Source organism: Rhodanobacter sp. UC4448_H15 (genome assembly GCF_052978265.1).
In genome coordinates, this window is record NZ_CM129665.1 from 212,165 (window position 1) to 235,271 (window position 23,107).

Here is a 23,107-nt window from a genome sequence, read left to right on the forward strand (position 1 = left end):
GGGAAAGGGACCACCCACGGAGCATCGCCATGAACCACACCCTGTCCATCCTGCTGCAGAACGAAGCCGGCGCGCTGGTGCGCGTGGCCGGGCTGTTTGCCGCGCGCGGCTACAACATCGACACGCTGACCGTCGGCCCCACGCACGACCCGTCGGTGTCGCGGCTGGTCCTCACCGTGCAATGCGACGAGGCCGGGCTGGGCCGGATCATGCAGCAGACGCGCAAGCTGGTGGACGTGCTGCAGGTGGCGCACCCGGCCGCCGCGCTCGCCGCGTGAATGCAGCCGCGCCACTGCCGCTCGACGGCGACGACGCCCTGCTCGCGCAGATCCTCGGCGCCCGCGTGCATGACGTGGCGCGCGAATCGGCGCTGGACGAGGCGCCGTTGCTCGGCGCACGGCTTGGCCGGCGCGTACTGCTCAAGCGCGAGGACCAGCAGAGCGTGTTCTCGTTCAAGCTGCGCGGCGCGTACAACCGCATGGTGCAGCTGGATGCGGCACAGCGCGCGCGTGGCGTGATCGCCGCCTCGGCCGGCAACCACGCGCAAGGCGTGGCGCTGGCCGCGGCGAAGCTGGGTATCCGAGCCACCATCGTGATGCCGGTGACCGCGCCGCAGGTGAAGGTGGATGCGGTGCGCCGCTTCGGCGGCGCGATGGTCGAGGTGCTGCTGGCCGGCGACTCCTACAGCGAGGCTCAGGCCGCCGCCGCGCAACTGCAAGCCGAGCGCGCTGCGGTGTTCGTGCATCCGTTCGACGACCCGGCGGTGATCGCCGGCCAGGGCACCATCGCGCTGGAGATCCTGCGCCAGCACCCCGGCCCGCTGCAGGCGGTGTTCGTGCCGGTCGGCGGCGGCGGCCTGCTCGCCGGCGTGGCCGCGTGCATCAAGGCGCTGCGGCCTGCGGTGCAGGTGATCGGCGTGCAGGCGGCGGATTCGGACGCGATGGCGCGCTCGCTGGAGCGCGGCGAGCGCGTGGTGCTGGACGAGGTGGGCCTGTTCGCCGACGGCACCGCGGTGAAGCAGGTCGGCGCGCTGACCTTTGCGCTGTGCCGGCAGCACGTCGATGCCATGCTGCGGGTGGATGCCGACGCGATCTGCGCGGCGATCCGCGACATCTACCACGACACCCGCAGCGTGCCCGAGCCCGCCGGCGCACTCGCCCTGGCCGGGCTGAAGCAGTACGCCGCCGCGCACCCCGGCGACGACGGCACGCTGGTGGCGATCGTCTCCGGCGCCAACATGAACTTCGACCGCCTGCGCTTCGTCGCCGAGCGCGCCGAGCTGGGCGAGCAGCGCGAGGCGGTGTTCGCGGTGACCATCCCGGAGGAGCGCGGCAGCTTCCGCCGCTTCTGCGCCACGCTGGGCCGGCACCAGATCACCGAGTTTAACTACCGCATCGGCGACACGCACAGCGCACACATCTTCGTCGGCGTGCAGATCGCCAGCCGCGCCGAACGCGAGGCGCTGGTCGCCGCCTTCCATGCGCAGGACTTCGCCGTGCTCGACCTCACCGACGACGAACTGGCCAAGCTGCACCTGCGCCACATGGTCGGCGGCCGCTCGCCGCTGGCCCGCGACGAACTGCTGTACCGCTTCGAATTCCCCGAACGCCCCGGCGCCCTGGTGCACTTCCTCGACCAGCTGCACCCGGACTGGAACATCAGCCTGTTCCACTACCGCAACCACGGCGCCGACCACGGCCGCATCCTGGTCGGCCTGCAGGTGCCGGCCGCCGAACACGCCCTGTTCGCGCGGTTCCTCGCCACGCTCGGCTACCCGCACGTGGACGACAGCGCGCACCCGGCCTACCGCTTGCTGCTGCGCACGTGAGCGGGAAGCGTCCTGCGGACGGCCGAAGGATGGGCGGCTAGAACAGGTCGATGCTGCCCGCGGCGAGGCCACGGCCGAGTGCGCCGCAGGCGCCGAGTTCCTCGTAGCCGCGCACGCCGTCGCGGCCGTGCTGCTTGACGAAATACAGCGCCTGGTCGGCGCGGTCGAGCGCCACGGCGGGGTAGTCGTGCGCGCCGATGCGCGAGTAGCCGATGCTGATGGTGACGTGACCGACCAGCGGGAAGGCGAAGCGGGCAACGTGCGCGCGGAAGCGTTCCAGCACGCCGTGCACGGTGACCTCGTCGGTGGCGCTGAACAGGGCCACGAACTCCTCGCCGCCGAAGCGGAACAGCACGTCGCCGCGACGGAAGCAGGCGCGCATCTGCTGTGCCAGCAGCAGGATCACCTCGTCGCCGTAGACGTGGCCGAAATTGTCGTTGATGTGCTTGAAATGGTCGATGTCCACGATCGCCAGCCACACCTGCGCCGCCTCGCCGGCCGGCGCCGCGCGCTGCTCCTGCGCGGGCGGAACGGCGAGCGGATACGGCCGCAGCGGCGTATCGCGCAGTTGCAGCATCCGCTGCAGCTGGCGCTCCAGGCTGCGCCGGTTGTACAGGCCGGTCAGCTTGTCGTGCTCGCTCTCGTGCAGCAGCGCGGTGTAGTTGGCGTAGATGCGCGCGAAGCCGTCGATCAGCGACCGGCTGCGCAGCGGCGCCAGCGCGCTGTCCAGTTGCAGCGCACCGATCGCATGCCCTTCACGCACGATCGGCACCAACTGGCGATGCAGGCCGTTGCGGGTTTCGGTCTGCGCCTGCATGTCCTGCAGGCAGCGATGGATCGGGCCCAGCGCCGCACCCAGGCATTCCGGTTCCAGCGGATGCACCTGGTACGCGCCGACGCTGTCGGGCGAGCAGCACACCACGCTTTCCAGCGCGCTGTCCTCGGGGAAGCACTTGGCCAGGGTCACGCGGCGCGCACCGGTCAGTTCGGCCAGGGTCAGCACCAGGCTGTGGTCCAGCGCGTCGAGATCGCGGTGATGGGTGAGCGCCGCCAGCGAATCGAGCACGCGCCATTCGTCGGGCGCCTCGACGGCCACCGGCCGCGCCGTCAGCACCTCGCTGCACGGGTCGGCCAGCTCCAGGCTGTCTTCCTCGATGAATTCGTGCTCGATCACGGACACTCCCGGCGCCACGCGCCCGGACTCGGTTGCGGGGACCCGACTGGGCCCTCCAGTGTCGGTATCGGCCCCGCGGGGGCAGTCTTTAGCGCGGGATCAGGCCATCCCGCCGTTTACCCCGATCACCTGGCCGTTGATGTAGCCGGCCGCCTCCGAGCACAGGAACGCCACCAGTGCCGCCACTTCCTCCGGCGTGCCGGCGCGCTGGGCCGGCACCAGCTCGCGGATGCGTTCGGGCGGGAACGCGGCGTCGGCCATGCGCCCCTCGATCACGCCAGGCGCGACCACGTTGACGGTGATCCCGCGCGAAGCCATTTCGCGCGCCAGCGATTTGCTGGCGCCATGCAGCGCAGCCTTGGCGGCGGCGTAGTTGGTCTGCCCGCGGTTGCCCAGCAGCGCCGCGACCGAGCTGATCGACACGATGCGGCCGAAGCGCGCGCGCGCCATCGGCAGCAGCAGCGGCTGGGTGACATTGAAGAAGCCGTGCAGGCTCACGTCGATCACCCGGTGCCATTGCTCGGAGCTCATCCCGGCCATCGGCGCGTCGTCGTGGATGCCGGCGTTGTTGACCACCGCATGGATGCAGCCCTCGCCGAGCAGCACGTCCAGCGCCGCGCGGGTGACCTCGGCGTCGCTCACGTCGAAGGCGGTGGCCTGTGCACTGCCGCCGCCGGCGACGATTTCGCCGACCACCGCCTCTGCGCGATGCAGGCTGCGGTTCGCGTGCACGATCACGTGGTAGCCGCCGCCGGCCAGTGCCTGGGCGATGGCGCCGCCAAGCTCGCCGCTGCCACCGGTGACCAGGGCGCGTCGCAGGGAGGTGGGAGTGGGCATGGGCGACCTCGAATCAGGATTGGGGGTGGATCACCGCGGCGCGGCCGCGGCACAGCAGGCGGCCTTGGTGCTCGACGCGGAACGCATACTGGGCGCCGCCGTCGTCGGCGTACAGACATTCGGCATGGACGTCCAGACGGCCATCCAGATGGTCGACATGTTCCGCGAACAAGTCCACCTCGCGCAGGCTGACCAGCCAGCCGGGGCGCACCGTTTCATGGCCCCGCTCGCGCGCCAGCAATGCGCCATGCACGGCCATCGCCTGTGCACCGTACTCGGCCAGGTGCACCGCGTGCAGGCCGCGCTCGCCGCGCAGCGGGTTGTCCAGGCGCGCGTGACCGGCGCTGATGGCGTGGATGCCGCGCTCGTCCCACGCCAGTACCGCATCGAGCAGGCACATGCGGCCGGCGTGCGGGATGAGGTGGGCCCAGTCAGTCTTGTCGAGCATGCGGCGCCATCAGGATCGACAGGCAGAAGTGGAACGCCACGCCCAGGCTCACCGTGAGCCCGATCGCGCGCAACACCGGAATCGTCGCCCACGCCAGCATGCCGAACACCAGCAGCGCGGACAGCACGCAGACCAGGGTGGCGTGCAAGGTGCGCCGCTGCTCGGCCGGGTCGCCGGTGTCGCGCTCGAAGAACAGCGCGTAATGCAGGCCCAGGCCGCCGGCGAGGATCAGCGCGACCAGGTGGAACAGCGAGATCTCGATGCCGGCCACGCGTTCGACCGCGAGCACCAGGAAGGTTGCCAGCGTCATCGGCGCCAGCACGTGCCAGGCGCGGCGCGCGCTGCGCAGGGCGACCGAGATCGTCACCACCAGCAGCAGTCCGGCCGCCAGCAGCGCCTGCAGGATGCGCGTGCGATAGGCGGCCACCAGCGATTCGGAGGCGGCCTTGAGATCAAGCAGATGCACCGCGCCGCCGCGGTCCGCGCCCAGCGTCTGCAGCGCGGCGACGTCATGCACGCCGCTGACCGTGGCCAGGCCCAGCCAGTGGCCATCGCGCTGCACCAGCATCGCGGCCAGGCGCTGGCCCAGCGGCGTCTGCGCGTAGCGCTCGGGCGTCAGCGGCGGCAGCGCGCGTGCGGTTTCCACGTCATCGACGAACGGCTGGAACAGGTCGGCGCGGAACGGCATGCCCTGCAGCGCCCCGGCCAGCGCATGTTCGAGCATGGCGCGATCGGGCAACTTCTGCTGCCGCGCGCGCTGCTGCGCCACGGCAGGCAGGTAGCGCGAGGGCAGCTCGATCGCGTCGACTGCGTGCCGCTCCACCAGCGCATCGGCCTGCGGCTGCAGCGATTGCGACAGCGCCAGCACGCCCTGTTCGGTGGGTGCCTGCAACAACAGCAGGTAACGCACGTCCGGCGCACCCAGCGCTTGGCGCAGACGCGCATCGTGCTGCAACAACGCGCTCGGCACCGGCGTCAGTGCAGCGAGGTTGTTCTGCCAGAACGGGCCCGGCGCCAGCGCCAGCATCGCAGCGATCGCCAGCGCCACCAGCAGCGGAATCCAGCGCGGGCGCGGCAGCCGGTCGAGCCAGCCGCGAGCACGGATCAACCAGCCCATCGCGGCCACGTCGCGCACGCGCCGCGGCAACAGATGCGGCAGCAGGTAGCGCGTGCTCAGGCCCGCCACCAGCAACCCCACGATGGTGAATACCGCCAACTGCTGCAGCCCGGCCACGCCGGAGGCGTAGAACGCCAGGTAGGCGATGCAGGCCGAGGCGATCGCGGTGAGCAGCAGCGGCCACAGGTCGCGCACGCTCTGCAACGCGTCCTCGCCGGCGCGGCGGTGGCTGAGCACGCGGATCGGGTATTCCTGCGCCACGCCGAGCAAGGTGAAGCCGAACGCCAGGGTGATGCCGTGCACTTCGCTGAACACGAGGGTGAGCGCGGCGATGCCGGCCAGTGCGGCGCTGGCGATCGGCAGCGCGGACAGCAGCAGCGAGCTCACGCTGCGATAGGCCAGCAGCAGCAGCGCGATGAAGCCCACGGTGGAGATGCGCCCGATCCAGTCGGCCTGGTGCCGCGTCTGCGCGCCGATCACCACGCTGAAGTAGCCCGGACCGCTCAGTTCCAGCCGCGCGTCGGCACTGCCGGGCAACGCGTGGAACGCCTCGCGGATGCCGTCGATCGCCTGCTGCTGCGCGCCGGGGTCGAAGCCGGCGGCCACGGTCTGCACCAGCAGCAACGCTTCGTGCTGCGGGGTGAACCACACGCCGTCGCGCAGCTGGGGCGATTTCGCCGGCGCCCAGCGCTCGGCCAGTTTCAGCGTCTCCAGCGTGGGATCGCGCGGCAGCAGGTTCTTCAGCAGGCTGGCGGCCGGCGAGGAGAGGTCGTCCAGCCGCTGCTGCAACTGATCGGCGAGATAGGCCTCGTCCAGCGGCTGCGTGTCCAGCGTGGGCGAGAGCAGGTAGCGATACGGCAGCAACCGGGGATCGAGCGACGCGAGGTCGAAGCTGCCGTTGAGCACCTGGCTGTAGCGCGCGTCCTTTTTCAGGACGGCAGCGAGGCCCTGGCTCAAGCCGGCCAGTTGCCCGTCGGAAGCGCCGGAGATCGACAGCAGCAGCAGGCGCGAACCCGGCCCCTCGCCCACCTGCTCCATCAGCAGGCGCTGGTCCGGCGTGGTCGGCGCGGGCATGAAGCTGCGCAGGTCGCTGCTGACGTGCAGGCGCTGGCTCACGATCCAGCCGAGTCCGGCCAGCGCCAGCAGCCAGGTGACCAGCAGCGTGGCGCGGGCGCCGCGGTGCATGTTCAGGGCGAACCCGTGCACAGCGCCTGCAGCTCGGCGCGGGTCGGTTCGGCCGGCATCTTTTCGGCGAGCGGACCAAGCAGGTCGACCGCCAGGTCGCCGTCGGCCTCCTGCATGTGCATGCAGCGCGACTGGTCGCCCACGCCGTCGATGCGGATGCGCGCGACCGTCTTCGCCACGTGGGCGTCGCGCGGCACCAGGGTCAGCGTCCACGCGCCGGCGGCATCGCCTTCGCGCTGGATCTCGAACGCCTGCTCCAAGCGGGCAGCATCACCGCCGAGCAAGGCAACGAAGCTGTCCAGCAGCACCTGCAGCTGCGGCGCACGCTTGAGCGAAAAGTGCCGCGCCGGCTTGCCGTCGCGCTGCTGGGTCACTTCGCCGTCGGCGATCGTGGCGGTCTCCGCGCGAGGGTGCTCGACGCGCCGCTGCAGGCGGTCGTCGCCCAGCCAGGACAGTTGCCCGGAGACCACCAGCGGGCGATCCAGCATCTTGAGGAAACGCGCCTCGGCGAACGCGGTGTGCGCCGGTGCCGGCTGGCGCAGGCCGGCGATCACGGCCTGGGTCGAGGTGGCCGCGACCGCCGGTTCAGACGCCCACGCGGTGACCGCCCAGCACGGCAGCAGCAGGTTCAGCAGCAGGCGGGTCTTGCCAGAAATCATAGAAGTTGAACCAGTTGTAGGGAGCGACGCGGATGTAGTGCTCCAGCCGTTGCGCGTAGCGCTCGAGCAGGGCGTCCAGCGCCGGCCCCCGATCATGCCGGGGAATCTCCACTCGTTCGCTGAACGGCTCGAACACCAGCCGGTAGCGATTGCCGCCGAGGTAAAGCCCGAAGCACAGTACCACCGGCACCTTGAGCGTATGCGCCAGCAACCACGGGCTGACCGGGAACGGCGCCGGCGAGCCCAGCAGGTCGACGCGGCGCAGCACCTCGTGGCCGCGGCCGCGGTCGGCCAGCATCGCCACCAGCGCGCCGTGCTGGCAGGCTTCGGCCATGGCCAGCGCGATCGAGGTGCCATCCTGCGCGGCGTCGATCACGCAGGCGCCCACCTCCGGCGCCAGCGCCTCCAGCAGCTCGGTCATCGCCGGGGTCTTCTGCTTGTCCAGCACCACCCGCAGCGGCAGCTCGGGCCGGCGCGCGCCGATCGCGCGCAGCGCCTCGAAGCTGCCCTGGTGCGAACCCAGCAGCAACACGCCGCGGCCCAGCGCAGCGCGCTGTTCCAGCAGGTCCAGGCCTTGCGTCTCGAACTGGAACGGCTGCTCGCCGCGGGCGAGCAGGAAGATCCGGTCCATGATCGTGGCGGCGAAACAGTGGATGTGCTTCAGCACCTGCCATGGCGTGGCCGGGCGACCGAACACGCGCTGCAGGTAGTGCGCCGAAGCCCGGCGCTCCGGCCCGCGGCGGCAGTAGAAGTACAGCGTGATCGGATACAGGCAGCAGCGACCCAGCCGGCGCCCGCCATGCAGGGCAATCGCGCGGATCAGCCACAGCGCGAAGCGGCCGCCGCCCTCGGGCCGGCTCTGCCAGTGTTCGCTGTCGCTCATGCCTCGCCCTCGATGACGCCACGCGCCAGCAGCATGCCGTCGCGCTCGATGCGGAAACGGACCCGCGAAGCCGATGCCGCGAGGGGCATCAGTTCCAGCCGGGCCGCTTCGCCGGGCCGCAGCGGCGCCACGAATTTCGCCTCCGGCACGCGCACCAGCCGCTGGCCGCGCCACGCGCGCAGCGCCAGCGCCAGCTGCTCCAGCAGCAACACGCCGGGCACCAGCGGCTGTCCCGGGAAGTGACCGGGCAAGGCCGGATGATCGGCCGCGAACTGCAACGCCTGTGCGTACCCGCTCATGGCGAGACGCCGCCGTTGCCGTGCAGCAGCTGCGGCCAGCGCAGGGCCAGTTTCAGCAGCATGTCGTGCAGGCCGGGGTGGCTGAGATGGCGCAGGCGCCAGCGCCGCCAGGCGTACTCCAGCAGGAACGCCGCGCCCAGCAGCAGGTAGCAGCCCACGTGCAGCCATGCCGAGGCCCAGCGCTCGGGCACCGACCACGCCGACGTCACACCGAGGCGCGGCAGCAGCCCGTCGCGTGCGGCGAACAGCAGCAGGCCGGTCAACAGCAGCGCCTGCGCCGCCAGCAGCACGGTCCAGAACCAGGTGATCTGCCGCGCATAGCGCGCCACGCCGGGCTCGCGCAGCCGCTCGGCACCCTCGATCGCCACCACGAAACGCGCCACGAGCGGCTCGCCGCCGAGCAGGCTGCGGCCGAACCAGCATGCCAGCGCCACGTTGATCAGGATCGGCACCGCCTCCAGCAGCAGGTCGGCCAGCCCGAGCCGCGAGGCCAGCCACACGCCGGCCAGCATCAGCAGCCACAGCAACCACGGCAGCGGTCGGCGCGACTGCAGCCGCGGCAGCATCAGCACGCTGGCCAGCACCGCCAGCGCCAGCAGCGCGAAGATCGGCCGATGGGTGACCACCCCGGCGATGGCGAACACCGGATAGGCGAGCAGCAACCACAAGGCGTGGCGCCGCGAGGTCGGAACATGGGGGGATACGGCGGATTTCATGCGCGATTCCGCGACGACTCGGTCGGCACCGGCAGCTTGCCACGCGTGGCGCACGGTGGCGTGACGAAGGCGGAAAGCGCGGCGCCATGCGGCGCCAAGGCGTCCATGACCAGCCCGCACGACCGCTCCATCCCGCACCGACCGTTCAGGCGCGGTGCTGCTCGACGTGGCTCGACAGATTGCGCAGGCTGGCGAAGATCTGACGGTTTTCCGGGTTGTCCGAGCGCAGCTGGAAGCCGTAGCGCTTGGAGACGGCCAGGGCGATCTCCAGTGCATCGATGGAGTCGAGCCCCAGTTCGCCCCCGAACAGCGGTGCATCGGGGTCGATCTGCTCGGCATTGACGTCCTCGAGGTTGAGGCATTCCACCACCAGGGTGGCCAACTCGTGCTGCGCCTCTGTCTGTTCCGCCATGCTCGATTCCGTACGCCAGATGCATTGCCTCCCCCCGGTGGCAGTGGGCGCAGAGTGTAACATAGCGGCCTTGTCGTTCCGGTTGGCCAGCATGATCCAGGGATGTGAAAACCCGCAGGTGGAAGCTCGGGCGCGGCGGGCGCCGCAGGTGTCCTATCGCATGGCGGAGGTCGCCACCCTGCTGGAGGCGCCGGGCACGCTGGCGGTGCTCGGTTTCGACCCAGCCGTACCCTCCGGTGACGATCCGCGCCACCTGCAGGTGGCGCTGGCCAGCACCGATGCCCCCGCGCCGCTGGAACTGTGGCAGGTGGACGCGCCGGTGCGCTGCGGCATGGAAGGCGCGTTGCGCTGGTCGACCGGCGGCGGCTGGCTGTTCGCCGCGGTCGAGCTGGACGAACGCGAACACGGCGGCGCCCGCGCCACCGCAAAGCAGGCCTACGACTTGCTGCACCGGTTCGTCGCCGGCCGCGACGCACGGCACGTCCTGCGGGTGTGGAACTACATCGGCGCGATCAACGACGGCGAAGGCGATGCGGAACGCTACAAGCGCTTCTGCGAAGGCCGCGCCGCCGGCATGGGCGATTTCTTCGCCGAAGGTTTCCCCGCCGCCACCGCGATCGGCCACCTCGCGGCGGAACACCGCCTGCAGGTCTACCTGCTGGCCGGCGAGCAGGCCGGCCACCGGGTCGAGAACCCGCGCCAGGTCAGCGCATGGCGCTACCCGCGGCAATACGGCCCCACCCCGCCCAGCTTTGCGCGGGCGATGCTCCTGCCGGCCCGCGACACGCTGGCCATTTCCGGCACCGCCGCGGTCGTGGGCCATGCCTCGGCCCACCACGACAACCTCGATGCGCAGCTGGAGGAAACCCTGACCAACCTGGACGCGCTGCTGGCCAGCGCCGACATGCGCGCCGGCTTCGACACGCATTCACCGCTCAAGGTCTACCTGCGCCACGACGGCGACGCGCCGCGCGTGCGCGACGCGCTCCGGCAGCGCCTGCCGGGCGTACCCCTGCTGCTGCTGCACGGCGACATCTGTCGCCGCGAACTGCTGGTCGAGATCGACGGCTGGCGCTACGTTTAGCGATGCGCCGGTTTCATCGGGAGTCCTTCGCCGATGGCTCCAGCGAATCCAGCAGCTCGATCATCTGGGAACGAACGTAGGGATTGGACGTTTTCCCGTGATCCGCAGCTTGCTGGTTCCTTACCGGCGACCGCATGAGCAATTTGCCGGTAGCGGCCTGGAATACCGAGATCACGGCCCTGTAACCGACCGTCGGCGCAAAGGACTCGCTGGACTGCTTGTACGAAGACGCCGAATAGCCAGGCGCCACCGAGGGGCGGTAGTCGATGGCCACCCGGTACGGCAAGGCGATCTCCGCGGCGCGCGACGCGGTGGCGGTGAACGCCGGATCATCGGAGTCCACGTTGTGGACGGTCACGTCGTGATCGCGAGCCCAGGCGAAAACCGCGTTGCCGACGTTGACGCAATTGACGCTGTCGCTGGTGCATGCCACGTAAAGCGAGAAGCGCGGGGTGTCGTCTGCGGCGAACAGTTGCAGCGATTGCAGTTGTCGTTGCTGGGCGCCACTTGTCGTCGAGCCGGCGCCAGCGCAACCGTAGAGCGCAATCGACGAAACCACGATCAAGCCATTCAGCCATTTCTGCATCACAGTCCTCCTTCCTTGCCGAGTGTCACGGTCGGAACACGCACGGGGCTCGTCGCGGGCGCGCAGATCGCGTGACGCGAAAACAGCGCGAGCGGCCCTTCAGCTTTCGCTCCTCACTTCTGTTTCACCGGTCGCCGCCAGCCCTCGAACGTCTGCTGTCGGGCGCGCGCCAGAGTCAGCTGGCCTTCCGGCGCGTCGCGGGTGATCACCGAGCCGGCGCCGAGGGTGGCTTGCGCGCCGATGCTCACCGGGGCGACCAGGGCGCAGTTGGAGCCGATGAAGGCGCCGTCGCCGATGCGGGTAACGAACTTGTTCACGCCGTCGTAGTTGCAGGTGATGGTGCCGGCGCCGATATTGACGCCACGGCCGACCACGGTGTCGCCGAGGTAGGTGAGGTGGTTGGCCTTGCTGCCTTCGCCGATGCGGGCTTTCTTGGTCTCGACGAAGTTGCCCACGTGCACGCCGGCGTCCAGCTCGGTGCCCGGACGCAGCCGCGCGAACGGGCCGATCGTGCACGGGCCGTGAGTGACCACGCCGTCGAGATCGCAGTGCGGATGCAGCACGGTGCCGGCGGCCAGTTGCACGTCCTTCAGGCGAGTGAAGGCGCCGATGCGCACGTCGTCGCCGAGCACCACGCGCCCTTCCAGGATCACGTCGATGTCGAGCTCGACGTCGCGGCCGGCCTCGACCGTGCCGCGCACTTCCACGCGCAGCGGGTCGGCCATGCGCACGCCATCGCGAAGCAACGCGTGCGCGGCGCGGCGACGCCAGGCGGCTTCCAGCTCGGCCAGTTGCACGGGATCGTTGGCGCCGGCGGCTTCCACCGGGTCGGCGCACTCGACGCTGAGTGCGCCGCGGCCCTCGGCAGCAGCCATCGCGAAGATGTCCGTGAGGTAGTACTCGCCTTGCGCGTTGTCGCGATCGAGTTGCTTGAGCCAGCCGCGCAAGGCCAGCGCGTCGGCCAGCAGGATGCCTGTGTTGACCAGGTTGACCGCGCGCTGGCCGGCGTCGGCGTCCTTCTCCTCGACCACCTCGCGCACGTGGCCGTTGCCGTCGCACAGCACGCGCCCGTAGCCGGTCGGATCGGCCAGCCGCGTGGTGAGCAGGCTGAAGCCGCCTTCGGCGTCCAGCAGCTGGCGCAGCGTTTCCGCGCGGGTCAGCGGCACGTCGCCGTACAGCACCAGTACGCGTGCCGCGCGCGGCACGCCGGCGATCGCCTGCTCCACCGCGTGACCGGTGCCGAGCCGCTCAGCCTGCAACACCCAATGCAGGGCCTGCCCCGGCTCTGATCCGGGATCGTCCTGCGAGGCAAACGCCGCGCGCACCTGCTCGCCACAATGCCCGTAGACGACGTGGATGGCGGCTGGCTGCAAGGTTCGCGCGGTGGCGAGCACGTGCGCCAGCAGCGGCTTGCCAGCCAGCGGCATCAGCACCTTGGCGCGATTGGATTTCATCCGCGTGCCGGCACCGGCCGCCAGGATGATCACGTGCAGCGGCGTTGTTTCCATCGGTTGCGACCCCGTTCCGAACGAAGCAAAAGCATAGCAGCCGATGCCGCCGGTCCGGTGCGGCCGAGCCCTAGCCGCGGCTTGCGAAGGCGCATACAAAAGCGCAACGATCGCCGTGACAGACTGGCGCCGACAAGCAGCAAACAGACGAGGTGCAGCATGACGCGCATGACCGGAATCCATCCGTGCAGTTTCGTGGCCCTGCTTGCCCTGGCCACGGCCGGCGGGCTGGCACCCGCGATGGCCGCGGCCGCGCCGCCGCCGACGATCGCCGTGGGCGAGCCCGTTCCCGGCGCGCGGGTCACCGTGAATTACGTCAATCCGGAGGAGTTCAGCGAGGCCCGGCAATACGGCCTGCAGGACCGCTTCAACGGGAGGAGCTACCTGGAGCCGCTGAAGGCCCATCTGATCAAGCGCGCCACGAAGATGCTGCCGGCCGGCGATCGCCTGGAGGTCAACATCACCGACATCAAGCTCGCCGGCGGCTACGAGCCCTGGCACGGCCCGCAGTTGAGGTACGTGCGCTTCATGAAGGACGTCTATCCGCCGCGCATCGATCTCGACTTCAAACTGACCGACAGCAACGGCAAGGTGGTGCGCGAAGGTTCGCGCAAGCTGCGCAACTTGGGCTACCTGCAGAGTGGCGCCGCGCGCGTGGGCGATACCGATCCGCTGCGCTACGACAAGGCATTGATCGACAGCTGGCTGCGCCGCGGGCCGGAAAACCTCTAGCGGCAGGAATCCGGCCGCGGGGCCTCAGTGCTTGAGGTTCTTGCGCAGCCGCTCCAGCGCCTGCAACTGGGCCATCGCCTGGGTGAGCCGGGTCTGTGCCTCGGCCAGTTCGATCGCGTCGGTGCGGTTGGCCAGCGCGTCGCGCGCTTCCTTCATCGCCTGCTGCGCGGATACCTCATCCAGGTCCGCCGCCCGTGCGGCAGTATCGGCCAGCACGGTGACCACCTGCGGCTGCACTTCGAGGATGCCGCCGGAAACATAGAACTGCTGGCGCTCGCCGCCTTCCAGCAATACGTCGACATGGCCGGGCTTGAGTCGGGTGATCAGCGGCGCGTGGCGCGGCGTGATACCCAGCTCGCCCTGGTCACCGGTCGCCACGACCATGGTCGCCTCGCCGGAAAAAATCTCGGCCTCGGCGCTGACGATGTCGACTCGGATGGTTGTCATGGGATTTCTCGCTTTGCTCGAAGGGAATGGAGAATAGGGAATGGGGAATAGTGAAAGCGGGCAGGTCGCGGCAATTCCGATTCCCTATTCCCTATTTACTATTCCCGAAAGCCGCCTCAGGCGGCTTTCTTGGCCCCCATCTCCTCACCCTTCTTGATCGCCTCGTCGATGCCGCCGACCATGTAGAACGCCTGCTCCGGCAGGTGGTCCACGTCGCCGTCGACGATCATCTTGAAGCCACGGATGGTTTCGGCCAGCGACACGTACTTGCCGGGCGAGCCGGTGAACACTTCGGCCACGTGGAACGGCTGCGAGAAGAAGCGCTCGCACTTGCGCGCGCGGTACACGGCCTGCTTGTCCTCTTCGGACAGCTCGTCCATGCCCAGGATCGCGATGATGTCCTTCAGCTCCTTGTAGCGCTGCAGCGTACCCTGCACGCGGCGGGCCACGTCGTAGTGCTCGGCGCCGACCACGTTCGGATCGAGCTGACGGCTGGTCGAGTCGAGCGGGTCCACCGCCGGGTAGATGCCGCGCGAGGCGATGTCGCGCGACAGCGTCACGGTGGAGTCCAGATGCGCGAAGGTGGTCGCCGGCGACGGATCGGTCAAGTCGTCGGCGGGCACGTAGACGGCCTGGATCGAGGTGATCGAGCCGGTCTTGGTCGAGGTGATGCGCTCCTGCAGCACGCCCATTTCCTCGGCCAGCGTCGGCTGGTAGCCCACCGCCGACGGCATGCGGCCGAGCAGCGCGGACACTTCGGTACCGGCCAGGGTGTAGCGGTAGATGTTGTCGACGAAGAACAGCACGTCCTTGCCCTTGCCGCTCTCGTCCTTCTCGTCGCGGAAGTACTCGGCCATGGTCAGGCCGGTCAGCGCCACGCGCAGACGGTTGCCCGGCGGCTCGTTCATCTGGCCGTAGACCATCGCCACTTTCGACTCGGGCAGGTTGTCGATTTTGACGACGCCCGCGTCCTGCATCTCGTGGTAGAAGTCGTTGCCTTCGCGGGTGCGCTCGCCGACGCCGGCGAACACCGACAGGCCGGCGTGCTGGGTGGCGATGTTGTTGATCAGCTCCAGCATGTTCACCGTCTTGCCCACGCCGGCGCCGCCGAACAGGCCGACCTTGCCGCCCTTGGCGAACGGGCAGACCAGGTCGATCACCTTGATGCCGGTTTCCAGCAGGTCGTTCGACGCGGCCTGCTCGTCGTAGCTCGGCGCCTCGCGGTGGATCACCCAGTGATCCTTCGCCTCGATCGGGCCGACCTCGTCGATCGGATTGCCCAGCACGTCCATGATCCGGCCCAGGGTGGCCTTGCCGACCGGCACCTTGATGCCTTCGCCGGTGTTGCGTGCCATGAGGCCGCGCTTCAGGCCCTCGGTGGAACCCAGCGCGATCGCGCGCACGATGCCGTCGCCGAGCTGCTGCTGCACTTCCAGCGTGATGTCGGTGCCGTCGATCTTGAGTGCGTCGTACACCTGCGGCACCTGGTCACGCGCGAACTCCACGTCGACGACCGCGCCGATGATCTGAACAACTTTGCCCTGGCTCATGCTGATAGCTCCGGATGAATCTCTTGAGGTTTTATCGAAGCGCCGCCGAAGCGTCGCCCTTACTAGGAGTGCGGCCATGGATGGCCGCTTTTTGATCTTGCTCTGCGATCAAGGATGATCGCACCAGTTAAATTGATCGCTCTGGCCAGACTGATCGAACCAGCCCGACCGATCGCACTCATACCGCCGCCGCGCCACCCACGATCTCGGAAATTTCCTGCGTGATCGCCGCCTGGCGTGCCTTGTTGTAGGTCAGCGTCAGCGTGTCGATCACCTTGTTTGCGTTGTCCGACGCGGCCTTCATCGCGACCATGCGGGCGGCGTGCTCGCTGGCCAGATTCTCCAGTGTGGCCTGGTACACCACCGACTCGATGTAGCGGCCCAGCACGTGCTCCAGCACGGTCTGCGCGTCGGGCTCGTAGAGGTAGTCCCAGTCGTGCCCGGCTTCCAGCTTCACGCCCGCATAGGCCGACTCGCCGGCATCCTCATGCGCTTCCAGCTCGGCCGCCACCAGCGGCAGCGGCAGCAGCGCGTCGATGGTCGGCTTCTGCGTCATGGTGTTGACGAAGTCGCTGTAGGCGAGGAACACGCGATCCAGGCCGTTGGCCGCGTAGGCGTCCATCATCACCTTGATCACGCCGACCAGCTGCTCCAGCCGCGGTTTCTCGCCCAGGTGGCTGACCGTGCCGACCAAGTTGACGCCCTTGATGCGGCGGAAGAACGAGATCGCCTTCTGGCCGATCGCCACCACGTCGACCTGCACGCCCTGCTTCTGCCACTCGGCGATCGCCGGCAGCAGGCGGCGGAACAGGTTGGAGTTGAGGCCGCCGCACAGGCCGCGGTCGGTCGACACCACGATGTAGCCGACCCGCGCCACGTTGTCGCGCTCGACCAAAAACGGATGGCTGAAATCCGTGCTGGCCTGCGCCACGTGCGCGATCACCTTGCGCATCAGCCGCGCATACGGGCGCGAGGCGCGCATCAGGTCCTGTGCGCGACGGATCTTGGCCGCCGAGACCATCTCGAGCGCGCGCGTCACCTTGCGCATGTTCTGCGTGCTCTTGATCTTGGTTTTGATTTCGCGTCCGCTGGCCATTTGTCTCGCTCGCTATGCTTGCTCGGGGAATCGAGAATCGGGAATGGGGAATCGCCAGTAGCGGCGAGGCCCGTTGCTTTTCCGATTCCCTATTCCCTACTCCCGATTCCCGGCTCTCTTACCAGCTGCCGGTCTTCTTGTACTCGTCCAGCGAGGCCTTGAAGGTGGCTTCGATGTCGTTGTCCCAGGCGCCGGTGGCGACGATCTTCTTCATCAGTTCCTCGTGGGTCTGATGCATGAAGGCGTGCAGGCCCTTCTCGAACGGCAGCACCTTGTTCACCGGCAGGTCGTCGAGGTAGCCCTTCTCGGCGGCGTAGACCGACAGCGCCAGCTCGGCGATCGACAGCGGCGAATACTGCTTCTGCTTCATCAGCTCGGTGACGCGCTGGCCGCGATCAAGCTGGGCGCGGGTGGCCGGGTCCAGGTCCGAGGCAAACTGCGCGAACGCGGCCAGCTCGCGGAACTGCGCCAGCGCCAGCTTGACGCCGCCGGAGAGCTTCTTGACGATCTTGGTCTGCGCCGAACCGCCCACGCGCGACACCGAGATGCCGGCGTTGACGGCCGGGCGGATGCCGGCGTTGAACAGGTCGGTTTCCAGGAAGATCTGGCCGTCGGTGATCGAGATCACGTTGGTCGGCACGAATGCGGAGACGTCGCCGCCCTGGGTCTCGATGATCGGCAGCGCAGTCAGCGAGCCGGTCTTGCCCTTGACCTCGCCGTTGGTGAACTTCTCGACATAGGCCTCGGACACGCGCGAGGCGCGCTCAAGCAGACGCGAGTGGAGATAGAACACGTCGCCCGGATACGCCTCGCGGCCCGGCGGGCGCTTCAGCAGCAGCGAGATCTGGCGATAGGCCACGGCCTGCTTGGACAGATCGTCGTAGACGATCAGGGCATCCTGTCCGCGATCGCGGAAGTACTCGCCCATCGCGCAACCGGAATACGGCGCCACGTACTGCAGCGCGGCCGACTCGGAGGCCGAGGCGACCACCACGATGGTATTGGCCAGGGCGCCGTTCTCTTCCAGCTTGCGCACCACGTTGGCGATCGACGAACGCTTCTGGCCGATCGCCACGTAAATGCATTTGATGCCCGAATCGCGCTGGGCGATGATCGCGTCGATCGCCAGCGCGGTCTTGCCGGTCTGGCGGTCGCCGATGATCAGCTCGCGCTGGCCGCGACCGACCGGGATCATCGCGTCGACCGACTTGTAGCCGGTCTGCAGCGGCTGGTCGACCGACTTGCGCCAGATCACGCCCGGCGCGACCTTCTCGACCGGCGCGGTGAGCTTGGCGTTCAGCGGGCCCTTGCCGTCGATCGGATTGCCCAGCGCATCGACCACGCGGCCGAGCAGCTCCGGGCCGATCGGCACTTCGAGGATGCGGCCGGTGGTCTTGGCGGTGTCGCCCTCGCGCAGGTGCTGGTAGTCGCCCAGCACCACCGCGCCGACGGAGTCGCGCTCGAGGTTCAGCGCCAGCGCAAACGCATTGCCCGGCAGCTCGATCATTTCGCCCTGCATCGCGTCGGCCAGGCCGTGGATGCGCACGATGCCGTCGGACACGCTGATGATCGTGCCCTCGTTGCGTGCCTCGGCGCCGAGCTTGAACTGCTCGATGCGGCTCTTGATCAGTTCGCTGATCTCGGACGGATTCAGTGTGGTGCTGGACATGGTCATCTATCCCGGAAATGAAAAGCTCTTGTTGAACAGCCCGGCCCGGATGGCCGGCCTTGCTCTTCGCGAGATGGATCTCGCGTGAAACCAATCTGTCCGACCATGGAGGGTCGGGTTTTGCTCGTCGCGAAAATGGACTTCGCGTGAAACCAAACTGTCCGGCCCGAACTGCCGGTATTGCCTTTCGCGAAGCTGGCTTCGCGTGAAACTACTGGCTCAATGCGCCAGTCAGCTTGGCCAGCCTGCCGCGCGCGGAGCCGTCGATCACTTCGCTGCCGGTGTCGATCACCGCACCGGCCAGCAGCGAGGCATCGACCTGGGTATCCAGTTCGATCTCGCGCTTGAAACGGCGCTTCAGCGAAGCCTTGAGCTGCTCGGTCTGCGCTGCGTCCAGCGCCATCGCGCTGGTCACCTTGACCAGCAGCTGCGACTCGGATTCGCGCTTGAACGTCTCGTACAGCTCGGCCACCTCCGGCAGCAACGCAAGGCGTCGCTGCTCGGCCATTTCGGCGAGGAACTGGCCGAATGGCGCATCGGCGGCGATGCCGGCCGGCAGATGCAGCGCGACGAGCTGCGCGGGCACCACCCGCGGATCGTTGCCGAGACCGGCCACGCGCGGATCGGCCGCGACCGCGGCGGCGAACGCCAGCGCCTGCGACCACGCGTCCAGCGTGCCGGCGGCATGCGCCACTTCGAACGCGGCGCGGGCGTAGGGACGGGCGAGGGTGATTGCCTGGGCCATCGATCAGATCTCGGCCGCGAGCTGGTCGAGCAAGGCCTTGTGCGTCGACGCATCGACCTCGCGCTGCACGATCCTGCTGGCGCCGGCCACGGCCAGCGCACCGACCTGCTCGCGCAGCTCGTCGCGCGCGCGCTGGGCCATCGAGGCGATGTCGTCCTGCGCCGAAGCCTTCAGGCGGTTGATTTCGCTGACGGCCTCGCCACGGGCCTTTTCGATGATCTGGTTGGCCTGCTGCTGGGCCTTGTCGATGATCTCCGAGGCTTGCAGGCGGGCCTGCTTGATCTCGGCCTGCACCTTGGAGTCGGCAGCCTTCAGGTCGGCGTGCGCGCGCTCGGCCGCATTCAGGCCTTCGGCGATCTTGAGCTGGCGCTCTTCGATGGCCTTGTTGAGATACGGCCAGATGAAGTGCACACAGAACCAGATCAGGATGGCGAACGAAATCATTTCGCCAATCAAGGTCGCGTTGAAATCCATCGCTGCGTTACCTGCAAATACGGGTTGAACCGAACCCGGGCGTCAGGACGCCCGGGTCGAAACGGCGGCGCTGTGCGCCGCCACGTGACTCAGGCACCGGCAAGCTTGGACAGCAGCGGGTTGGCCACGGCGAAATACATCGCCAGCGCCACGCCGATCAGGAACGCCGCGTCGATCAGGCCGGCGAGCAGGAACATGCGGCCCTGCAGCAGCGGCACCAGTTCCGGCTGGCGTGCAGCCGCTTCGAGGAACTTCGAGCCCATGACGCCGATACCGATACAGGCACCGAGCGCACCGAGGCCGATGATCAGGCCCAGCGCGATGGCGGTGAAGGACTGCACTTGAGCAATTTGAGTGATGAGTTCCACGACGGTCTCCTGAGAAAAGCAAACTGGGAATGGCAAAAACGGATGAAACGAAGGATTCGACAACAGCCAATCAGTGGTGATCGTGCGCCATCGAGATGTACACGATCGTCAGCACCATGAAGATGAAGGCCTGGATCGAGATGATCAGGATGTGGAAGATGCCCCACACCGTGTAGCCGATGATGCCTGCGCCGTACAGGGCCCAGCCGGCCAGGCCCGCGCCGGCACTGAACAGGCCGGCGATCAGCATGAACACCAGCTCGCCGGCGTACATGTTGCCGAACAGTCGCATCGCCAGGCTCACCGGTTTGGACAGCAGCTCGACCACGTTGAGCAGGAAGTTGGGCAGCCACAGCAACGGACTGGAGCCGAACGGCGCGGTGAACAGCTCGCGCATGTAGCCGCCGGCGCCCTTGGCCTTGAAGCTGTAGAAGATGATCAGCACGAACACCGTCAGCGACATCGCGAAGGTCATGTTGATGTCGGCGGTCGGTACGGCGCGGAAGTGGCCGACGCCGAATTTCTCGGTGATCCACGGCAGCAGGTCCACCGGCAGCAGATCCATCGCGTTCATCAGGAACACCCAGACGAACACGGTCAGCGCCAGCGGGCCCAGCACGCGGCGGTCGCCGTGGAACACGTCCTTGACCTGGCCGTCGACGAACTCCAGGATGATTTCGACGAACGCCTGACCCTTGCCCGGCACGCCGGCGGTGGCCTTGCGCGCCTTCAGCCAGAACCACAGGCAGAACAGCACGCCGAGCGCCAGCGACACGGTGACCGAGTCGAGATGCACCGCCCAGAAGCCTTCCTTGCTCGCATGCGGAACAAGATGCTGCAGGTGGTGCTGGATGTATTCAGTAAGCCCGCCCGACTCGCTTGCCATGCTTCAACCCTTGAATCTGAACGCCAGCAGATAGACCGCGTAGGCAGCCACCAACCCCGTGATGGCGGCCAGTGGCGGCAACTTGAATTGGAACAGGATCACGACCAGCCCTCCGACGATCACGACCCATTTCAGGAGCATGCCCGCCAGCAGCCGACCCAGCGCCAGACCCGCGCCGCCAATGCCGCTGAACATCCGCGCCGACATCACCGCGGTGCCCAGTGCCACCACCACCGCGCCTGCCGCGGCCGATGCCGCTTCACGACGCCCCAGCACAAGGAAGGTGCCGCCCACCAGCAGAGCCACTGCGAACTGCAGCAGCACGATGCGCAAGGCGATGCGCCGACCCGAGGCCAGGTTGTTGAGCAAGTGACGTCTCCGCGCGGCCCTTGTCAGGCGGCACCGATCCAGTCACCCGCCACGATCCGAATCCGTAAAAGTATATCAGTGCGCCGATTGCCCGGACAAGCCGCAAACCCGGCGAACCCCCGCGCTGCACGCACGGACGCGTACCCGCGTGGCACCTGCGACGATCCGCCGCAACCGCAGGATCCTGCGCACAAAAGAAGGCCGGACATCCTTGTCCGGCCTTCCCGGGGGTGTTGCAGCCGTTGACCGCCGTGATTACTTGGCGGCGGCCTTCTTGCCGGCGACCGGCGCGGCTACCGCGTCGTTCGCCGCCTGGCGCTGCTCCTGCACCAACGCGTTCAGCGACTCGGCGGTCTTCTGGGTGATCGCCAGCACTTCCTGCGACACCGCCACGGCGCGCTCGGCGTTCTCGCGGCTCAGGCTGCTGCCCTTCTCCCACAGGCCGCGCAGGCCGTCGATGTCACGGGCCTCCATCACCTCGGTGACGAACTCGGCGGAAACCTTGGTCTGCTCCTCGAGCGCCTTGAGCTGCAGCTCGGCAACTTTCTCCAGGCCCTTCAGGGCCAGCGAATGCGCCTTGAACGCGCTGTCGGTGAACTGCTTGGTGAACGCAAAAAGCTGGTTGTTGAATTGCTGGGTCATGGCTCGTTCCTCGTGGAGGATGGGGTAGTGGCAGCCACTCTAGCAAAGCTTCTGTTGCGTTGCAACATGAATTTCAGGAAATCGCCAGACCAGTCGACAAATGTTCAGCGTAAACGCTTACTTGCGAAAGTCATTCGCATAACGCAACGCGTCAGAAATCGACCCGGCTGCAGCTCGCCCCCGACGTGCAGGTCTCGTGCACCACCACCTTGTCCAGCCCCGCCAGCCGCGGCTCCAGCCGCTGCCAGATCCAGCGCGCCAGCATCTCGCTGGTCGGGTTCTCCAGCCCCTCGATGTCGTTGAGATAGTGGTGGTCGAGCTGGTCATACAGCGGCTGGAAGGTCGTCTTCAGCTCGGCAAAGTCCATCACCCAGCCGAGCCGCGGGTCCGGCTCGCCGGAAACATGAATCTCGACGCGGAACGAATGCCCGTGCAGCCGCGCGCATTTGTGGCCTTCCGGCACGTGCGGCAGGCGGTGGGCTGCTTCGAGCTGAAACACCTTGAAGATGTGCATGGCGACGTCCGCGCGGATGGACACGTCGGCGGGACAGACACGCGCGACACGTTTGGTGGCTATGGGTGGACTCGAACCACCGACCCCAGCATTATGAGTGCTGTGCTCTAACCAGCTGAGCTACATAGCCATTGGGAAGCCGCCGCGGGGCGATCGCCGGCGGGGCGCGGAAGTGTAGTGGGCGTGGCGCGTTCGTTCAAGTCGGCGAGCTTGCCGCTGCTTTGCGGGCTGTGGTTGAATCGGGGCAGGATCGCGCGGCCCTTTTGCCGCCGGTTCGCGGGGCCAAGCCCCGGGAGGCGACGCATGATTGATGTAGATGGCTACCGTCCGAACGTGGGGATCGTGCTGCTCAATGCAGACGGCCAGCTGTTCTGGGCGCGCCGGGTCAATCGTGACGGCTGGCAGTTCCCGCAGGGCGGCATGCGCACCGACGAAACCCCGCTGGAGGCGATGTACCGCGAGCTGGAGGAGGAAACCGGCCTGGCGGCACACCACGTGGAAGTGATCAGCGCCACCCACGGCTGGCTGCGTTATCGCCTGCCCGAGCGCTACGTGCGCCGGCACCAGCGCCCGACCTGCATCGGCCAGAAGCAGGTGTGGTTCCTGCTGAAGCTGGTCGGCGGCGAGGAGGCGCTGAAGCTCGATGCCAACGAGAAGCCGGAGTTCGACATCTGGCGCTGGGTCGACTTCTGGTACCCGGCCGCGCACGTGGTGAATTTCAAGCGCGACGTGTACGCGCGGGCACTGCGCCACTTCGCGCCGCTGGTGGAGGATTTGTTCGGCATGGAGATCGGCACCACGCCGCCACGCGAAGACGCCGACACACCCGTCGGGGGCCCGCGCACCGGACGCGCGGCAGCCTGATCCCGGCCTCCTTCC

At 68.1% G+C, this 23,107-nt stretch carries 27 protein-coding genes and 1 tRNA gene; 5 read left to right on the forward strand and 23 right to left on the reverse strand.

Annotation, left to right across the window (positions count from 1 at the left end; all coding sequences use genetic code 11):
* Positions 1–29 precede the first annotated feature (29 nt).
* Together ilvN and ilvA are read left to right on the forward strand one after the other, a co-directional pair.
* A complete protein-coding gene (gene ilvN, locus ACVCMI_RS00865) occupies positions 30–278 on the forward strand; it encodes an acetolactate synthase small subunit (RefSeq protein ID WP_395120598.1) in 249 nt (82 codons plus the stop codon).
* Positions 275–1,828: a threonine ammonia-lyase, biosynthetic gene (gene ilvA, locus ACVCMI_RS00870; protein WP_447097796.1), complete on the forward strand. Its 1,554-nt coding sequence runs from the start codon at positions 275–277 to the stop codon at positions 1,826–1,828. Before ilvN ends, ilvA begins: the two co-directional genes overlap by 4 nt.
* Positions 1,829–1,865: 37 nt before the next feature.
* On the opposite strand, the gene ACVCMI_RS00875 is transcribed toward ilvA, so the two are convergent.
* The 9 genes from ACVCMI_RS00875 to ACVCMI_RS00915 form a co-directional block, all read right to left on the reverse strand.
* A complete protein-coding gene (locus ACVCMI_RS00875) occupies positions 1,866–3,002 on the reverse strand; it encodes a GGDEF domain-containing protein (protein ID WP_447097795.1) in 1,137 nt (378 codons plus the stop codon).
* Between the two features lie 99 nt (positions 3,003–3,101).
* Positions 3,102–3,839 (reverse strand): 3-oxoacyl-ACP reductase FabG, encoded by a 738-nt coding sequence (fabG, locus tag ACVCMI_RS00880; RefSeq protein WP_447097794.1) that lies wholly within the window; start codon positions 3,837–3,839, stop codon positions 3,102–3,104.
* A 13-nt stretch (positions 3,840–3,852) separates the two neighbouring features.
* Positions 3,853–4,287 carry a phosphotransferase gene (locus ACVCMI_RS00885; RefSeq protein ID WP_447097793.1) on the reverse strand — a complete coding sequence of 145 codons (435 nt, stop codon included), beginning with the start codon at positions 4,285–4,287 and terminating at the stop codon, positions 3,853–3,855.
* Complete coding sequence (locus ACVCMI_RS00890; protein WP_447097792.1) at positions 4,271–6,589, reverse strand: MMPL family transporter; 2,319 nt, start codon at positions 6,587–6,589, stop codon at positions 4,271–4,273. Before ACVCMI_RS00890 ends, ACVCMI_RS00885 begins: the two co-directional genes overlap by 17 nt.
* 2 nt (positions 6,590–6,591) lie before the next feature.
* Positions 6,592–7,248, reverse strand: coding sequence for a LolA-related protein (locus ACVCMI_RS00895; RefSeq protein ID WP_395120610.1), 657 nt, complete (start codon positions 7,246–7,248; stop codon positions 6,592–6,594).
* The gene (locus ACVCMI_RS00900) at positions 7,175–8,131 is read right to left on the reverse strand and encodes an LpxL/LpxP family acyltransferase (RefSeq protein ID WP_447097791.1); all 957 of its coding nucleotides are present in this window, start codon (positions 8,129–8,131) and stop codon (positions 7,175–7,177) included. The genes ACVCMI_RS00895 and ACVCMI_RS00900 overlap by 74 nt, the downstream gene beginning before the upstream one ends.
* Entirely contained in the window at positions 8,128–8,430 is a 303-nt protein-coding gene (locus ACVCMI_RS00905; protein WP_447097790.1) for a hydroxymyristoyl-ACP dehydratase, read from the reverse strand. Before ACVCMI_RS00905 ends, ACVCMI_RS00900 begins: the two co-directional genes overlap by 4 nt.
* A complete protein-coding gene (locus ACVCMI_RS00910; protein WP_395120614.1) occupies positions 8,427–9,146 on the reverse strand; it encodes a xanthomonadin biosynthesis protein in 720 nt (239 codons plus the stop codon). Before ACVCMI_RS00910 ends, ACVCMI_RS00905 begins: the two co-directional genes overlap by 4 nt.
* A 145-nt stretch (positions 9,147–9,291) precedes the next feature.
* Positions 9,292–9,558 carry a phosphopantetheine-binding protein gene (locus ACVCMI_RS00915; RefSeq protein ID WP_395120615.1) on the reverse strand — a complete coding sequence of 89 codons (267 nt, stop codon included), beginning with the start codon at positions 9,556–9,558 and terminating at the stop codon, positions 9,292–9,294.
* 91 nt (positions 9,559–9,649) lie between these two features.
* Here ACVCMI_RS00915 and ACVCMI_RS00920 point away from each other — a divergent pair, with 91 nt between their 5' ends.
* A complete protein-coding gene (locus ACVCMI_RS00920) occupies positions 9,650–10,642 on the forward strand; it encodes a chorismate transformation enzyme, FkbO/Hyg5 family (RefSeq protein WP_395120616.1) in 993 nt (330 codons plus the stop codon).
* A 13-nt stretch (positions 10,643–10,655) separates the two neighbouring features.
* Here ACVCMI_RS00920 and ACVCMI_RS00925 read toward each other — a convergent pair whose 3' ends face one another.
* Positions 10,656–11,228, reverse strand: a complete 573-nt coding sequence (locus ACVCMI_RS00925) for a hypothetical protein (RefSeq protein WP_395120617.1) — start codon at positions 11,226–11,228, stop codon at positions 10,656–10,658.
* A 113-nt stretch (positions 11,229–11,341) separates the two neighbouring features.
* The gene (gene glmU, locus ACVCMI_RS00930; protein ID WP_447097789.1) at positions 11,342–12,736 is read right to left on the reverse strand and encodes a bifunctional UDP-N-acetylglucosamine diphosphorylase/glucosamine-1-phosphate N-acetyltransferase GlmU; all 1,395 of its coding nucleotides are present in this window, start codon (positions 12,734–12,736) and stop codon (positions 11,342–11,344) included.
* Positions 12,737–12,904: 168 nt separating this feature from the next.
* Here glmU and ACVCMI_RS00935 point away from each other — a divergent pair, with 168 nt between their 5' ends.
* Positions 12,905–13,468: a DUF3016 domain-containing protein gene (locus ACVCMI_RS00935; protein ID WP_447097788.1), complete on the forward strand. Its 564-nt coding sequence runs from the start codon at positions 12,905–12,907 to the stop codon at positions 13,466–13,468.
* A 24-nt stretch (positions 13,469–13,492) separates the two neighbouring features.
* Here the strand turns inward: ACVCMI_RS00935 and ACVCMI_RS00940 are convergent, their stop codons facing one another.
* The 12 genes from ACVCMI_RS00940 to ACVCMI_RS00995 form a co-directional block, all read right to left on the reverse strand.
* Entirely contained in the window at positions 13,493–13,915 is a 423-nt protein-coding gene (locus ACVCMI_RS00940) for a F0F1 ATP synthase subunit epsilon (protein ID WP_395120620.1), read from the reverse strand.
* A gap of 116 nt (positions 13,916–14,031) precedes the next feature.
* On the reverse strand, positions 14,032–15,465 hold the full coding sequence (gene atpD / locus ACVCMI_RS00945) for a F0F1 ATP synthase subunit beta (protein WP_395120621.1): 1,434 nt from the start codon (positions 15,463–15,465) through the stop codon (positions 14,032–14,034).
* Between the two features lie 178 nt (positions 15,466–15,643).
* Positions 15,644–16,561 carry a F0F1 ATP synthase subunit gamma gene (gene atpG / locus ACVCMI_RS00950; protein ID WP_395120622.1) on the reverse strand — a complete coding sequence of 306 codons (918 nt, stop codon included), beginning with the start codon at positions 16,559–16,561 and terminating at the stop codon, positions 15,644–15,646.
* 118 nt (positions 16,562–16,679) lie between these two features.
* Positions 16,680–18,230, reverse strand: coding sequence for a F0F1 ATP synthase subunit alpha (gene atpA, locus ACVCMI_RS00955; RefSeq protein ID WP_395120623.1), 1,551 nt, complete (start codon positions 18,228–18,230; stop codon positions 16,680–16,682).
* Between the two features lie 211 nt (positions 18,231–18,441).
* Positions 18,442–18,975: a F0F1 ATP synthase subunit delta gene (locus tag ACVCMI_RS00960; RefSeq protein WP_447097787.1), complete on the reverse strand. Its 534-nt coding sequence runs from the start codon at positions 18,973–18,975 to the stop codon at positions 18,442–18,444.
* 3 nt (positions 18,976–18,978) lie between these two features.
* Positions 18,979–19,449 carry a F0F1 ATP synthase subunit B gene (locus ACVCMI_RS00965; protein ID WP_395120625.1) on the reverse strand — a complete coding sequence of 157 codons (471 nt, stop codon included), beginning with the start codon at positions 19,447–19,449 and terminating at the stop codon, positions 18,979–18,981.
* An 89-nt stretch (positions 19,450–19,538) separates the two neighbouring features.
* Positions 19,539–19,817, reverse strand: a complete 279-nt coding sequence (gene atpE / locus ACVCMI_RS00970; protein WP_136257245.1) for a F0F1 ATP synthase subunit C — start codon at positions 19,815–19,817, stop codon at positions 19,539–19,541.
* A 70-nt stretch (positions 19,818–19,887) separates the two neighbouring features.
* Positions 19,888–20,703 carry a F0F1 ATP synthase subunit A gene (atpB, locus tag ACVCMI_RS00975; protein ID WP_136257246.1) on the reverse strand — a complete coding sequence of 272 codons (816 nt, stop codon included), beginning with the start codon at positions 20,701–20,703 and terminating at the stop codon, positions 19,888–19,890.
* Between the two features lie 3 nt (positions 20,704–20,706).
* On the reverse strand, positions 20,707–21,072 hold the full coding sequence (locus tag ACVCMI_RS00980; protein WP_136257247.1) for a hypothetical protein: 366 nt from the start codon (positions 21,070–21,072) through the stop codon (positions 20,707–20,709).
* Positions 21,073–21,327: 255 nt separating this feature from the next.
* Positions 21,328–21,714, reverse strand: coding sequence for a phasin family protein (locus tag ACVCMI_RS00985; protein ID WP_136257248.1), 387 nt, complete (start codon positions 21,712–21,714; stop codon positions 21,328–21,330).
* A gap of 151 nt (positions 21,715–21,865) precedes the next feature.
* A complete protein-coding gene (gene queD, locus ACVCMI_RS00990; protein WP_447097786.1) occupies positions 21,866–22,228 on the reverse strand; it encodes a 6-carboxytetrahydropterin synthase QueD in 363 nt (120 codons plus the stop codon).
* A gap of 53 nt (positions 22,229–22,281) precedes the next feature.
* Positions 22,282–22,358 (reverse strand) — tRNA-Met (locus ACVCMI_RS00995).
* Between the two features lie 173 nt (positions 22,359–22,531).
* Between ACVCMI_RS00995 and ACVCMI_RS01000 the strand changes: the two genes are divergently transcribed.
* Complete coding sequence (locus tag ACVCMI_RS01000) at positions 22,532–23,092, forward strand: RNA pyrophosphohydrolase (protein WP_395120629.1); 561 nt, start codon at positions 22,532–22,534, stop codon at positions 23,090–23,092.
* Positions 23,093–23,107: the final 15 nt, after the last annotated feature.